Raw genomic sequence first — 16,887 nt, 5'->3', positions numbered from 1 at the left:
GGGTGGCCTTGCTTTGCCTATTGATAATTGAATGTGCCGGTATTACTGTAAGTAAAAGCTGGGCTCAAACAGCACTCCCTAAAATAATTCCACCCTCGCCCGAAACAGCGGCTTTATTTAAGCCTTTAGATTATCCGGTTGATTATTCCACGGGCGTACCTTCCATTAATGTACCACTTTATGAAGTAAAGTCAGGCAGTTTATCCGTTCCTATTAGCCTTAGCTATCATGCCTCCGGGAGAAAAGTTTCGGACCAGAATGGACCGGTTGCTTTGGGGTGGTCTTTAAATGCGGGCGGGATGATATCCCGTACTGTCTACGGCTCACCGGATTTAGGATCGGCCAGTGTGGGCACCTACCCCTTTGTTAACCCGTTGAAAATAGAAGGACAGCTAAGTGATTCAAAAACCGAAGCGGATTTTCAGTACCTAGTGGGAATAGAACATTATGAGAAGGCTCAGAAGTATGGCCAAGGTGTCGATACCTGGCGCGACTCCGAATACGATGTTTTTTCTTATTCCTTAAATGGCAGCAGTGGCAAATTTATCTTTAAAGATAACAATGGCGTTAAGACCCCGGCCCTTATACCCGTTAAACCCTATAAACTGGAATGGGAGGCCAGCCATTTAGATTATATTAATATCACCGATGATAAGGGAATAATATACCAATTTATACCAGGAGAGGATTTTCTCCATAATGGAACCGAAAGTGTCACTTCTTCTTGGACAATTCGGAAGATTATCTCGGCGGATAAGAAGGACACCATCTCTTTCACTTACACCGCTTTTTACCGACAACACTACAGTGCCAATCAAAGCTATGTCTTGATAGATGATTGGGCCATGTATTTTGAATCCTTTCCTAATGACCACTTTGAATGGAGGCAATCCCCTAATGTAGGAAGTGGATATAATCTGCAACGCTTAACTGAGATTAAGTTTAAAGAGGGTAAAATAAAATTTAACTTTCATACGGGTCTGCCGGCCGGTAGTTCTCTGCACAATGATATTGTCAAAAACATACAGATTATCAATAAAAGTAATAGTGTAATTAAAACCATTGAATTTACGCAATCCTTTTTAAATGGCTTTGCGAATGGCCTAACAGGTGATTTATATGCCGTAAACAAATTAGACCAAATTCATTTCAAGAGTAATGCTGGGGCAACCATTGAAAAATATTCGCTTGAATATTACCCTATGAAGTTTGTTCCCACTATACCAAATTATATTGATTTCCGACATTGTGATTGGTGGGGATACTACAATGCCTCAGGTAAAGAAGTGATGCTGGCTCCTATTACGGTCAGTTTCGTGACCCAAGGGAATATATCTAACCAAACATTTGGCTCCCCGGATTATAACCGGGAGTCGGATTTAGACGCAATGAAAAGTGGGGTTCTAAAAAAGATTACCTATCCCACTGGGGGCAACATTGAATTCACCTACGGGTTAAATAAGTACCAGGATGACCAAACCTTGCAAATTCGGAATGGGGGTGGTTTACGCTTAGAACAATCCAAGTCGAGCGATGCGGCCGGAAATGTTTATTACAAGACGTATGAATATGAAACGGATGTGCCTAATGGATTAAACTGGGGCATCATGCAATTGCAGCCCCATCCGGAATACATGCGTTCAGAGTCCAAGTATATGTTTTCTAATGTTCTTACCACTTGTTACTCAGGAACCTACGTTTGTGACAGAGGTGGAACGTATCGGGAAAGAACCTTTTACTCCGGTTTTCTTCCTGCTCTCAGTTATTTAGCGGAAAAACCGGTTATTTATAATAAAGTGACCGAGTACGAGGGTACCAAAACGAGCAATATCGGCAAGACGGTATATAAATACGACTTCTTTCACCAAACACCAGGTACTTTATTATATGCTTCCGGTATTTCAATGCCGCGGTATCATATTTATATGAATCGGCTGTGGGAAGAAAATGTATTAAGAGAAAAATCAATCTACGCAAAAGTTACCGGTCCCAAGCCCTATAGCTTACGGAAACGGATTTCAAATTTCTATGCTAATATTCCAGCAGAGCAAGTAACGGGTTTACACGTGGAAAGGACGCACATTTTTCCCCAGGACAAAGTAATTGACCAAGCTAATCGATACATTGACTTATGGGCCAGCGTTTATTCGAGTCAAAGGACACAAGTATATGCTTACCGAAGCTATGTAATCGAAATCGGTGCCAAAAATCTTATTTCTACCACTGAGCTGGATTCTACCGAGACTGGTCAGGCTATTGCTAAAAATACTTATTACACTTACAATGCCAAGCAATTAGTAAGTGAGATTAAAACCGAAAGTTCGGATAATCAAAGCCTGATTACCCAAAACAAATATCCTTTCGATATAGCAACAGAAACACCCCACGCTGCTATGATCACCCGCAACATGCTCAATTACGTGGTAGAGCAGCATGAAAACAAGAATACTATGTCCTTGGAGAGTGTCAAGACAATTTATAAAGATTGGGGTAATAATATCATCGCGCCCGAAATAGTGAGCACCCGCCAAGGCACCAATGCTTACGAACCCCGGCTGCGCTATAAAGCATATGACATAAATAGCGGCAATGTGTTAACAGTAGCCAAAGAAAAGGATGCGGATATGTCTTACCTGTGGGGCTATAACAAGACCTATCCCATAGCCGAAGTGAAAAATGCCGCTCAGGCGGATATTGCTTATACCTCCTTTGAAGCCGATGAAACGGGTAATTGGACCATCAATTCGACGCTAAGAACCAATGGTGTGGCTCCCACCGGTAAAAGGTACTATGCCTTAGGCAACGGGGCTATTTCCAAAACAGGCCTAACCGCCAGTAAGACTTATATCATTTCCTACTGGAGCCAGAATGCCGCTGCCCTGAGTATTGCCGGTACCATTGCCGGCTCTGCGGTTAAAATCCGGACCATCAACGGCTGGAACTTGTATGAGCACCGCATTACGGGTGTGAGCACGGTTACCATATCGGGTACAGGCAATCTGGATGAGCTGCGGCTTTACCCGGTGGAGGCGCAAATGACGACTTACACCTATGACCCGCTGGTGGGGCAGACTGCTAGCTGTGATGCCAATAACCTGATTACTTATTACACCTATGATGCCTATGGGCGCTTGTCTTTGATAAAAGACCATAATGGCCTCATTCGCAAAAAGTACACCTACCAGTATGCTAATCAATAATCAAAAGCTGATGAAACAACTTTATCCATTTCGCATGTATGGCTTTTCTTCTCAATCAATAATGACAATAGCTCCCAAATCTATATTCTATTATAGAAGAGAGTTAAAATGGTTTATTATACTGCTGGCATTACTCAATCTTCCAAAGACGTTACAAGCAACGGCAATACAGATTCAACAACAGAAAATAGCTCAGCCTCTAGATGTTAGTTCCAATGATTCCTTAGAACTAGAGGTTAAAAAATTTAGAAAAGAATATCTACTACGAAAGCCATTTAAAGAAAATAGTCAAAGCAAGAAAGAAACGAGGGAAGAGTCCCTAAATCGAAAGCAGAACTATTATAAGGAATTCGACTCATTGCGTTTCGCTATGAAGCAGCGCGGCTTGTCAAATAAAAAGAAACAGCCACAAACTCGTATCCAAGAAGCTGGAATCTCTCAGGAAATGAGTTTTAATACTTTTGATTTAGTACCTGACTCAGTAGAATATCAGGCATTAGTAGACTTATACACTTATACAAATGGGCCTAATTGGGCAGATACAACTAATTGGTTAAATGGTAATACAAGTGCCGATTTTAGTACATGGTTTGGCATAGGAGTAACTGACGGAGATGTAACAGAAATAGATTTGTCTGATAATAATTTAAATGGTGAATTGCCTTCATCATTAGGTGATTTAAAGCAATTATATTATTTATTCTTACATGAGAACTATCTCTATGGAACAATACCTAATTCTATAACTAAGCTAAATGGTTTAGGTTATTTATATTTATACGATAATGAATTAATTGGTTCCATTCCTCCCTTAATAGGAAATTCAACCAATTTGATAGAACTAGATTTAAGCTATAATAATTTAAGCGGCCCAATCCCAGCCTCATTGGGACAACCAAATCGATTGTTCTATTTAGATTTATTTGAAAATGACTTAACAGGGTCTATTCCCCCATCAATTGGGAATTTAACAGATTTATATTATTTAGATTTAGGAGAAAATAGCCTTACTGGAAAGATACCAAAGGAGATAGGAAATTTAGGATCATTGATATTTCTATATCTAGAAATGAATCAACTGTTATCTGGGGATGTTCCAGTCTTAAATGGTCTAAATGAGATTGAAGTTATTTGGCTCCATAGTAATCAATTTACTTCTGTTCAAAACCTTATACAAATCCCTGATATATCAATTGTAGATCTTAGGGTATATGATAATAATTTAGGGTTTTCTTCAATACGACCTTTTTTTACAGGGTTTAATCAAGATTCTCCTTACACCTTTTTCTATAATAGTCAAAAACCTATTAGGGTTAATAATAAAGAAAGTGGTAAAGATACCCTCCATTATACCAATGGGCAAGCTATCCAAATGTGGGTGCTAGATGAAGCTTCTGGAAACGCTTACAAGTGGCAGAAGTACAATGCGGGAAACTGGATTGATATTGCTGGGGCGACTACCCGCATTTATACGATTAACACACCAGTAGATGCTACTGCAGGCACCTATCGTTGTATTGTCACCAACAATTGGGCTACAGCATTAACCCTTACCAGCTACGAGGTAGTCCTTATCAAGAATACAACATCTACTAAACTACCGGTTAATTTGCCCAGTACTACTTCTCTTGCTCCAACGATGGGTGGCAGTTTGCCGGCAGCCGGCACTACCACGGCCCCTATCAACTATGTGCGTACCTTTACGCCTTACCTGGGGACCGTTGATGAGAACAATGTGGCGAGCTGGGGGGCTAGTTTCGTGCAGAGAAGCACCACCTACTTTGATGGTCTAGGCCGCCCCATCCAAACGGTTACCCGGCAGGAATCACCGGGTACCCGCGACTTGGTGCAACCTATTGCCTATGATGCCTACGGGCGACAAAGTAAAGATTACCTGCCCTATACGATTGCGGCGGCCAGTGGCACCACGGCCGGAGAATACCGGCCCAATGCCTTGCAGGAGCAATACGGATTTTATACCACTACGACCGATTCTTACAGTAACAAACTGCCCCGGACGGGCATTGCCTACGCCGAGAAGCAGTTTGAGGCTTCCCCTTTGAACCGGGTGCTCCAGCAGGCCGCGCCCGGGAAAAACTGGGACCTGGCTTCCGGCCACACGCAACGGTTCCAGGAGCAGACCAATACGACCACGGATGCCGTTCGAATTTGGCAGATTGAGGCGGGCCTGAGTACCAACTTGATTTCCCCCGGAACCTATGCCGCCGGCCAGCTTTATGTAAATCAGGTGACGGATGAGCAGGATGCGAAAACCCAGGAATTTAAAGACAAAGAGGGGCGGGTGGTGCTTAAGAGAGTCGAGAAAGCCGCTGGGCAGTATTTATCTACGTATTACGTGTACGACGACTTGGGCAACTTACGCTATGTGTTGCCGCCGAAAGCCGTGGAGCAGATGAGCCAGAATAATTGGATATTCTCCACCGCCGTTAGTGCCTTGGCGTTCCGCTATCACTACGATGCGCGGCAGCGCCTCATCATCAAACAAGTGCCGGGCGCGGAGCCGGTGTACCTGGTCTACAACCAACGCGACCAGCTGGTGATGAGCCAAGACGGCAACCAGCGGGCCAATAATGGCAACAAGTGGAGCTTTACCAAGTACGATGCGCTGAACCGGCCTATTTACACTGGTGTTATCACCGATACCCGCACCCACGCCCAGCTCCAAACCGATGCTAAAAATTCAACGGCTCCGCAGTTTGAAACCCGTCCCACTTCTTCGACCGGTCCGGGTTATACCATAACCAGCTCTTTCCCCACCAATGTCTTAGAGGCGGATGTGCTGACCTATACCTACTACGACGACTACAATTACCCGTATATGCAGAACAAACCCTTTGTGCCGGAGGCCGGGGTAAAAGCCAGTAAGCGCAACCAGCGGGTGGTGGGGCAGGTTACTGGCCAATGGTCCAAAGTGCTCGGACTAAGTTATACTTACTGGATATGGTCGATGAACTACTACGATGACGAGTACCGGGTGATTCAGCGGCTTTCCAATGCGTTCAATGAATTTGGGGAGACCAAGGACCGGCTCACCACCAAATACGAAAGCTTTAATAACCGGGTAGAGAAAACCCTACTGACCCACACCAAAGGTACCAGCCAGCACGTAATTCAAAACCGGATGGTTTATGACGTGCCCGGCCGCTTGCTGAAAAACTACCAGCTAATGGTTACCGATACCACCCAGATTACCAACCCGCCTAACCTAGCCGAAGTGCTGCTGGTGGGGAATACCTACAACGAGCTGGGCCAGCTCCACGACAAAGGGCTGCACAGCAAAAACGATGGTTTTCAGTACATGCAGTCGGTGGATTACCGCTATAACATTCGGGGTTGGCTCACCAGTATCAACAACAGCTCCTTGTCTAGCGATAACAGCGTTACCAACAACGATACGGGTGATTTGTTCGGGATGGAGCTCAGCTACGACTATGGCTTTAACCAGAATTACTTTAACGGCAATATTGCCGGGGTAAAATGGAAGAGTGCCATAGATACCGTGCGGCGCACCTACGGCTACCAGTATGATAAGCTCAACCGTTTGTTGCAAGCCGACTTCCGGGCGTATAAGGGCACAGCTTGGGCTGGAGAGCAACTGGATGCCACCAACGGCAACTATGACTTATGGGGGATGCGCTACGATGCGAACGGCAATATCCTGAACCTAAGTCGCAACGGCTCACTTTCCAAGGTGGGGGCAACCTATACCTATGGTCTGATGGACCAGCTCAGCTATAAGTATGAGTTAGGCAAAGGTAACCAGCTAGTAGGGGTAGATGATACGCAAAGCACATCGCTGCTGCATGATTTTGACGATAAGAACATCAATAATGTCGTCAATAAGTACAGTGTGACCACGCCCGAGTATGAGTACGATGCCAATGGCAACCTGAAGAAAGACAATAACAAGGGCATTGTCAATATCAATTACAACCACCTGAACCTGCCTACCCTGATTGATTATAACGGTGGCCGTCGGATACTGTACACCTATGCCGGAGATGGCACTAAACTGCGCAAGCGGGCCGAGATACCCGGGACAGGCACCCCGGAAACCGATTACGTGGGCAGCTTAGTGTATCAAGCTGGCGTGCTGCAGTTTGCCCATACACCGGAAGGCCGGGCCTTGTACCAGCCCAATGCGACCAATAAATGGCAATATGAGTATCATTTGAAAGACCATTTAGGGAATTTACGCGTTGCTTTTGCCGAAGGCACCACTACGACGCTGATGGCCACGATGGAAGCTTCGCGGGCATCGGAAGAAGATACCGTGTTTACTAATGTGGCTCAGACCCGTAAGCAGGACCAGGTGCGGGCGCGTACCGGTAGCTACGCGGCCCGGTTGAATGCCAAAGAAAAAAGGCTGCTGGGACCGGGTAAGCGGCTGACGGTGTTCAAAGGCGATACCATCCGGGCGGAAGTGTTTGGCCACTACGAAATAGAAAATAAAGCCAGTGTGCTGACCAGTTTAGCGGCCTGGGTGTTGAGCAATGGCGCAATGCAGGTAGCCCAGCCACCAGCGCGGGAGGGCAGCATGCCGGGTAGGGGCAAACCAATGTTCCCTTATCTGAGTGTGGGCCTGGCTTTATCGCCGCAAGTGGTGCAGAAAGAGAAAAATGTACCGCAGGCTTATTTAAAATATATAGTATATGACAGCACGGGTCATTATATTAGCAGTCATTACCAGGTGCTCTCGCAGCAGGCGAAAGACAGCTGGGAAAAGCTAGAGCTGGAGTATATTGCCGAGCAGGACGGGTACGTAGAAGTGTTTACGGCCACGGAGAGCGGGGAAGAGGTATTCTTTGATGACCTGATGCTGACTACCGCCACGCCCTTGACCATCCAGGAAAATCATTATGACCCTTGGGGCATGAACCTGGTGGGTATCGAGAAGTTAGGCTTACCAGACCATAAGTTCCAGTACAACGGCAAAGAAAAGCAGCATGAATTTGACCTGAACTGGAGTGACTATGGGGCCCGGATGTATAATCCGCAACTCGGTCGGTGGAATAGCGTGGACCCAATGACGGATGATGCCGAATCATGGACGCCGTATAATTATGTGTTTAATAATCCGGTTAGATTGACAGACCCGGATGGTAGATGGCCGGATGACCCTTTAGGTTATGCCACCGGATTTGCCAGCGCTATCCGTACCAATATGGGCTTTGGAGCTAGACAGAGTGGTTCTTCTAATTTTCAGGCAGGCCAAAAAGCAGGAGACTTTGCTAGTATAATTATAGGCGCTGCAGAAACTGCTCTTGGCTCCGTTATAGCAGCAGGAAGCACAACCATCACTGTGGCGTCAGGTAGTTTAGCTGCTAGTGTCAGTGTTCCGGCCGCTGCAGTTGGCTCTGCTGCCGCCGCCCATGGTTGGAGTACCATGATGAATGCTGACAAAAATTTCAAGGCTACTGACAAGAATGGTAGAGTAAATGCGTCCGAAAATCTGCCTGACTCTGATGGCAATATGAAGATAAAGAACTTAAACCCATTACATTCTAAGGAAACAGTCCAAAGTAAAAAATCAGCACAGGATATAGGAAAGCTATCTGATGACGAATTGATGAAAAGCGTTACTCAACCGAAAGATGGGCAAAAGATGAAGGTTAATGTTAATACAGGTAGATTAATTGATGGTAATACCAGAGCTTATGAATTACAAAAAAGGGCTGCAGACTCAAAGAGCAATATAACTCCTGATACCAAAGTGCCAGTTGAAAGATACCGGCCTGCTGATCTGGATTAAACGTTAAATTTAAGTATTAGAATCATGGAAAATAGAAAGTTTTTGTTCTACTTGCTTTATAGTGCTTTAATCGAAATTAGAGAGGAGGCTTATAATATTGGTAATAAAAAGATCTTTAGATTAAGCGACTATCTTCATAATCTTCCTCTTGTGCTTGAGAATAGAGGAGAAAGCGAACATCAGATTGAAGAGATTGTGCAGGAGTTAGAAGAATTAGCTAAACATGATGGTTTAATTAATTGGATTAATCAAATAAAAGAGAGTTTAGGTGCACATTAAGTAACTGATTTAAGTTTCCCCACTGACCTGGGCTTGTAGCTCGTGCTTATAATTACACAAACAATAAAGTCCGCTTATGTAGTGGACTTTATTGTTTTATACCTTAGAAAATATTAGCTCAAAGTAATCTCTAAGTTGTAGTAGCCACTACTTAATCGGACAGTGTTGAGCTATCGAACAATGGTCCGATGCGGAGTTTCGTCTATTCCCCTTATCTACATAGATATGGCTGCAGGCGAAGTTGTCAATGGTAAATAAACGCTTCGTTCCTACCAACTGTTTGTCGTCTTCTGGAGGAGAACTATTAACTATTAATTGAAGTAGGATAAGTGCAATTATAGGCCATAGATGGTGGGGGAGCGTAAAGGGCCAAACAAAACATTTGAGATGGAATTCGTGAGACCAAGGCAGTACGGGTAATTCATCCACTAGCAACACTAGGCGTCAGAATTTCTTCTAAACCCTTCTTTTAAATATAAAGAAACCCAGAATTTATCCTTTATTTTACATAATACGAGTTATCGGCGAAAGGGCCTCTGAAGTGAGCTGAACGGACCTTTTTTAGAGGCTTTTTCTGGTACTTTCTCTATAAATGGTCGTTTCCTAAAAACCATCCGGTACTTCCTTTAAATACATTAATTTTTTACTATATATACGGCCGCAATTACGTTTAGCTAACCCTTGATCGGCGGCTAAGCGTAATAACTCCTTTTAGCCACTAATTATGCTCAAGAAAGAAAACAGTATCAATAAAAAAAGATATGGAATACGGGCCCTATTATAGTATTTATGAATTAGCAAGAGCTGCGGAAAAAATACTTGCTCTAATTGATAAATTTCAAATAACTTTTTTTACGGATAGAAATATTCCATATGATAGAAAAGAAATTTTATGCTCAATTCAAATAGGAAAAAGCATCAAGTCAATAGATGGCAAAGTCCCTATGACTTCTCATCCTGCAATTTATTCAGCGATGAAGGGAATTGAGTTTTATGAGAAAAAAGAAGTTGAAAATGATACATCTGCAAATGAAATGATGAGTCATGTACTATACATAGATTTAGTCTGGCTTACAAATTCAATGATAAATTTGATTTCTAATGAATATGAAAGAGAAATTGAAGTAAAAATCCAGGACAAAAAGTATAGTGAAGCAATAAAGCTCCTAACGATTGAGAAACAGAAAGATAGTTATAATAATACTCATCCACAGAAATTCATAGAGAGATATAAAGAATACCTAGATAAGAGAATCAAAGATTTAAAAGAACTGATTGAGCTTGATAAATTAGATTTTGGAATTGAGCTAAAAGAGATTATTGAGAGCTATAAATTAGGATTAGAGGTAAACGTAAAAGGGAGAAACTTTTTAACTCCTTTACTTCAAAGGAATTATGAACTTCTGACTGAAAATTTAAAAAATGCTTTGTTCATACCGAGCTATCACGACATAAGTAAAGATGAAAAAGAAAAATACTATCATGTTTATCTTCTTGGAATATTAGAAGGTCGATTAAATCTCTACAATTTAAAATCGAATAAAGAATCCGGTTTCGGCAGATATGATATTTGTGCTTTCCCAATTAACAAAAATCACCCAGGACTTCTTATTGAAATTAAATCAGACAATACAAATGTTAGTACTGCATTAACTCAAATTAAATTAAATAACTACGTTAACGAATTAAGGGTTGAAGGAGTAAAAGAGGTTTTAATATTGGCGATAAACTTTCAACCAAAGGATATAATTATTGATTATGAAACTATACATTTAGAATGAAAAATAAAGGGAGTAAATACTATCCCCCGCCGTCCTATACCCCGGCTCCTTCATTGCTGCGAATAGCATAACAATAAGCAAAACTTTCCTGCTGCTCCCGTTTATAGTCCATCTTCCAGTCGAATGCTTAACAAAGGGTAATTAGACTAATAATCGTTTTTATATTAACTAGAAATAAACTTCTCCGTGCGTATATGGATTTACTCTTTTAAAAATACAGCAGATGTTCATTTCCATATATGCTCTCTAGTATCATCCTGTCTTAAAACAAACCAACTCTCGTTTTTATAAACAGCTAAAAGGCGAGCATAGTGATCTGCCCTTATCATTACTGCTACTCCTTCCAATTGTGGGGCTTCCGTCCCATCCTCAACGCTACCATAGTAATTCTCTTTCCAGGTAACCATAGTTATTATAACCTCACCAAAATTATTGAGTGCTTGGAAGCCTGCATGAAGGTTAGGATTGATTTTAAGCCCGAGTTCTCTAATGATAAAAGGAGAGACATAGACAAGGTTAGTACGTTCAAGAGTGTCAAAAATATCTAGCATACAGATTGGCTGGTCGTATGGATATTTTTTAATTTCTCCTCCTCTGTATTGTTTTGCCCTAAAGAGATGTCGTGCATAGAATTCTTCATCAGGCTTTGGTCTTTCACCGGATGTTAGCAATAGTGATGAGTACCGAGTATTCTTAGATTTATGACGGTCACCATAGAGTTCTTTTTCCTTTGAAGCGAGAACTATCCAATCATTATCATTTAAAGGAGTGGTAGTGTCACGCACTTCAAAGGAAGGAAAGTTCTCGGGGTATGGGATACTTGGTGGCCTTGTTGATAAGGTACCAACCTGAAGGACAATTTCTGGCAAGAAGAAATTAAGATCACAAACATAAGCTGGATTAAAGTAATCCGTAAGCTCTTTTAAGTGCTCGTAAAATTGACTATTTATTATTTCGTATGTTGCATTGGCAAGAGGAACAATAGGAGTTATTATATCCTCGGCCCTCATATAGTAGGACTTATGCTTTTTATTTATTTCGTCCCTTTTATAGACATAAGCATTAAATGATCCTGTAAGAGGTCCAAAGTATTTATAGAGAGTTCTGTATTTTACATGAATATAAGAAAAGAACCCGTTGTCTTCTTGATGAGCTTGATGTAGAATACTTCTTGCTGAGGTCTCATCTAATTCTATACTGTAATTGACAAATGAGCGAATATATTGGTCTTCAAGAAAGAATCCAGTTGGGTAATTATTAATAAATTGCCCAATGAGCCCTATAGGGATTAATTTCAGATCGACAAATTCTTTAAGAATCTGAAGGAGAACACCTCTATGGATAGGTAGGAAGTAAGTGTTGTTTGAAAATGCCCAACTATAAGGTTTAAAAAGCGTCTCTGGTTTTGTTTGTGCTATATATGTTAGTGACCATATAACACCCTGGGTTTTTTCAGTTGTTAAAGTTTTGAGCCTTGCGATCAATAGTGCTACAACCATCTCATCGCGACTAAATCCTTCAAGTCCCTGATATATAGTTGTATTTATATCTGAGTTTGGAGGATGGGGCAGACGACGTTTTACGATTTGAAATGTCATCTGAATGAGATCATGAACCTGAGATTCATCAACTTGGAGTTCAGACAATGCTTTGATGAGATTACACGAAATAAGGCCTGTATATATATCAGCAGATAGTAAGTCTGCTAGCACCTCTTTAAGTATCAAAAGGGTTTCTTTAGAATTAACTTCGTAAGCCTGCTTAAGGTATTGTGTGTAGTGAAGGCCATGGTACCATCCATCTGTAACGAATACGAAGAGACATACATTAAAGTAGAGCCATGTACGGCTTCCGGGTTCAAAAAGAAAGTTTACCCACTTCTCCTCATTACGGCCATATCTAAAACTACGAGCAACTTGACTGAGAATTGCTTTGGTTTCCTCCCAGTCAGTTGTAGAGGCAATTAACTCTATAAGTGCTTGCGCGTGGTGTTCCGCTAGACTATTCTTCTCAAGAAATGCAAGAGCCTCTTCTATTGACTTTGTTGGAAACTCCTCTGGTATTTGAATTTTTTCTAGGCCGGTTCGCTTTTCTGATTCTTCTTTAATTTTAAGAGAAATACCAAATTGCTTTTTAAACCGAGTAGCTATTTCTAAGGTATATGTCGATTCTTCCTCGTCCTGTAAAATTCGAGACCGTGATTGTAGCCATCTGAGATACACTTCTTGCAGGCTTGCATCAATCTGATTAAATACTGTTAAACCCTGATCAATAATCTTACCTGATGAAGCGATGGGAAGAGACCTACACAGGAGAAACCACTGCGTCGGTGTAAAGATGGAAGGATGCTCTTCTAATAAATGAGAGAATTCTTTCTCCTGGTGCCAATTCGCTCCCGAACTTTCTAGTGTTTCACTCACTATAAATCTCAGCGCATCAAGTGGATATACTTTAATAAACTCTTCAAACCATTCAATCGGGTATCTACTTGTAGACTTTCCATCCGTATGAGTAACAACGGTCATGGCCATAGAATAAAGTTCATAGAACCATTCTACACTTAATGTACCGTATGCTATTTGGTATGGAACACTACAGTATAATATTTCACTGAAAGTGCGATCTTTTCTAAATCCATATGCGGTGAGTGCTTGAATTCCTTCGCCGTACTTCACCTTTGCTTCCTCAGCCCTTCCTGACTTACTCAATAAGCGTGCATATTCGAAGGCAATTTCAGCCACATAGGAATAGAGTCTTCTTGAACCTAACGGAGCAAAATACTTTTCATATTTAGCAATCACGTACTCTCTTGGCAAATAGTTCGCGATTAGTTCTAGGTACTCTTCGTCTGTCAATGGACCGCTAAAAGAGTGTTGAAAGCTTGTTGTAACCTCTGTCACTTTTTCCAGAAGTTCACAACACGAGGTGAGAAGGCTCTCATCACCATTACAGAGTAGTAAACCCTTATGAAATGTCTTCTTAATAAAAGGAAGTTGTTTGTAGAGATCACTTACACGAGGCTCTCCTTTAAAAGGCTCGAGATCTCGTACAAGGTAGGTAAATGCATCTATAAGCTCTTCGCTGTCATATTTTCTTTGTGAAAGTTCAGCTATCTTAATCAGATAGATAAGCCAGTTCCGAAACCAATTATATTGGGATAGAGTCTCTATAGCCATATCTCTTTCTTCCGGCGTCGCTATTTTTGCTAAAGCAGAAAGCTCATGAATCATACTCTTCCACTCATCATCGTAAACAAAATCTTTGTTTAAAATAATTCGTTCTACTGCCTGCTTAAGTGTTAGGGCAGAAGGTTTAGATGAAGTGAGGATACTATGAAAATATGGAGTGTTTATAGTCCAATCAACTTTAATGTATATCCTGTACCATTCGATTTCATCTATTATAATTTCTAAAGCTTCTCTATACTCTGGATTTTCATATGCTTTCTTGAACATTTCTTCAAACTTGTCATACTGCTTCGTATGAAGAAATTTAACTGCTATTAAACCTAGAATTTCATATGGTATGCTCGAAGGTTTAGGAACAATTGACCAATGAACAATAGGCTCCCCTAGGTATGCTTGTTGAGCTAGAAAACGTAATGCTTCGTTAGTGTTAACTAAGAGATGTTCTCCGTCCCAAAGAACACGATACATCGGTTCTTCTCCATGAATCTGCTGAACCGCCTTAAGATAGTTGATAAGAACACTTTCAGCGACATGCTCAAGTTCGTTAATAATTTTTGACTGCTCTGCGATAATAATCATTGGAGCAAATCCATCCACATGATGGAGCGATGCTTTTTGAAGATGATGGTTTCGATAGATACTATGGAAGGGCTGAGCATAATAGAGACTATTATTAACGAAGTCTATTGCAATTGTCTCTGCGATCCGACCGTAAGAACCAATTTCGTAGTATAGTTTTAAAAGATGACCATATGCTTTCGTAGATTCAAAAAAGGAATGCTTTTCAAGCCATGCAATAAGCGGGCGATAAATCAGGTCGTTAATTGATGCTTCTTCTTCCCTAATCGTATTAACTACAAAACGCTTAAAACTTTCATGATAAACAGAGTATCCATGTGCGGCTGTGTACTTGAGGATCGGTCTTAATTGATTTAGTTGTGTCGAAACAGCTTTGCCAAGATGGGTAATATGCTTGAGTTCATCTTCAGTTAATGAAAAATCTGCTCCACATAACGCATAAGGCACCCTCGTATCGCCTTGAATCTGCTCATACAAATATTGATAGTATCCAGTTAGATTAAATTGATAGGCTGGAAGAGAGGTAATCCAATCAAAAGAGGTATGTGCCTTGTTGGCTAGAACATGGTCAATAATATATTTACAATATAAGGCATTTCCATTACTTTTCTTATGGATAATATGCGAAAGTGACATTTCATTTACTTCACTGTTTGGAATTGCATGGTTTCCTAAAAGCTCCTCAACGAAAGTCTCTGTAAGAGGGGCTAATATGCACTGATAAAATGGTGTAAGCTTACCTAATTGCTCGATTGGCTGTGAGACTATAAGGAGCGATACATACGAATTGGAGCAATCGAGTTGTGCCAGTGCCCGAAGTATTGTGGTTTCGTCTTCAGTAAGTCCTCCTCTGTTCTTTTGGTACACCCTCCAGATATGGTCGATTCCGTCGACAATTAGGAGCGTCTTTTTCCTGATATTTCTAAGAAGAAGATTTAGTTCTTCTAGATTAGAAGCATATTTTTTGGTCTTAAAACTTCCTAATTCTTCATCACTTTGAAGAATTTGAGTAATAAGACTACCATACAAAACATTTACGGTAATTCTTTTAAGAGAAAGAGGGTCTTCAAGTGCAGTATAACAGTAGTGCTTTACTATCTGTGTAGTATCCTGGAGATGCTTCTCGAGATTTTCAATAAACCATGACTTCCCAGCACCCGGCTCAGCAGTGAGAACAACTATACGATGCTCTTCTAGGGCTTTAGCAACTTGCTCAACACGTTCGGACGTTGTGACAAGCACGTTTTCATCAATAGGGAAATTCTGTTCTATGCCACCATAGGACTGGATTATGCCAATTTCTTGAGCAATGTCTTTACAACTTATTGGTTTGCTATTTTTTGTAGCTCTTCTTCTTTGTGCGATAGTACACAAGCTCTCAGCAACTTGGCGGACAGTTAGATGATCATTGGGATAGACACCGATACCAATTTTTTCTATTGTCCGAGCTAACTGCTTTTCAAGTCCTTGAGTGTAGTCTTGTAGAAGTGTTGATTTTGGATAGTTCACTTCAATAACAAGGCAATCCAGAAACTCTTTGAACATTGTTCTATCGGCTGATTTTGACCATTTTTTCAGTGCATTCCATGAAGATAAAACTTCACCACTTTCTGGCCAAAGTGCATCGCTATCGAATTTATAGCACGTTGTTCCTGTAAGAAAACTTTTTTGGTCAGGTAGCTGGATAAGTACTGTGCGAATCGGATCGTCAGATGCTGGTTGATCCCAAGCTAAGCATATCCTCCAAGAACATCCAGGTCTATGTAGGTCTTTCCACGTTTTAAAGAGGTCAAATAGTGCTAAACCATAGGGACCAGTTGAAGAAAAATCCTGTTTGGCTAAAGCATGCTTGTGTTCGTCATTGCTATACTTAACTTGGAGAAAGGTTGTTTTTCCTTCTTGAAAAATTACCAGATCATCAAACTTATCAGGAACTCCTTTAGTCGTTTTTTTATGATCAAAATCAAATGTTGTTGATACTCTTCCATAAGCGAGTTCTTGAGCTACAAAATAAGCTCCTAAGATGTCTTGATAGATATATCCTTGGTGGGCGGAGGCAAGCACAATAAATTGATTAACAAGTAAAA

5 protein-coding genes and 1 pseudogene are annotated in these 16,887 nt (G+C 41.2%); 5 read left to right on the top strand and 1 reads right to left on the bottom strand.

All coding sequences use genetic code 11. The features are described from left to right. From F0145_RS26400 to F0145_RS25265, 5 genes and pseudogenes are all read left to right on the top strand, one after another. On the top strand, positions 1-3,200 hold a 3,200-nt coding region (locus F0145_RS26400; protein WP_190277642.1), incomplete at its 5' end, for a hypothetical protein. Beyond that, positions 3,154-4,089 (top strand): annotated as a pseudogene (locus F0145_RS27090) (hypothetical protein); the annotation flags it as partial. The gene F0145_RS26400 and the pseudogene F0145_RS27090, both read left to right, overlap by 47 nt. A 483-nt stretch (positions 4,090-4,572) precedes the next feature. Further along, a complete protein-coding gene (locus tag F0145_RS25275; protein ID WP_190277641.1) occupies positions 4,573-8,973 on the top strand; it encodes a DUF6443 domain-containing protein in 4,401 nt (1,466 codons plus the stop codon). A 24-nt stretch (positions 8,974-8,997) separates the two neighbouring features. Further along, positions 8,998-9,252 carry a hypothetical protein gene (locus F0145_RS25270; RefSeq protein ID WP_150093349.1) on the top strand — a complete coding sequence of 85 codons (255 nt, stop codon included), beginning with the start codon at positions 8,998-9,000 and terminating at the stop codon, positions 9,250-9,252. 761 nt (positions 9,253-10,013) lie between these two features. Then, the gene (locus F0145_RS25265) at positions 10,014-11,033 is read left to right on the top strand and encodes a PD-(D/E)XK nuclease domain-containing protein (protein WP_150093347.1); all 1,020 of its coding nucleotides are present in this window, start codon (positions 10,014-10,016) and stop codon (positions 11,031-11,033) included. A 227-nt stretch (positions 11,034-11,260) separates the two neighbouring features. Here the strand turns inward: F0145_RS25265 and F0145_RS25260 are convergent, their stop codons facing one another. Continuing rightward, the gene (locus F0145_RS25260) at positions 11,261-16,864 is read right to left on the bottom strand and encodes a hypothetical protein (protein WP_150093345.1); all 5,604 of its coding nucleotides are present in this window, start codon (positions 16,862-16,864) and stop codon (positions 11,261-11,263) included. Between the last annotated feature and the right edge of the window lie 23 nt (positions 16,865-16,887).

The organism is Adhaeribacter rhizoryzae, assembly GCF_008629685.1.
Taxonomy (GTDB): domain Bacteria; phylum Bacteroidota; class Bacteroidia; order Cytophagales; family Hymenobacteraceae; genus Adhaeribacter; species Adhaeribacter rhizoryzae.
This window is presented reverse-complemented; position numbering and strand designations above follow the sequence as displayed.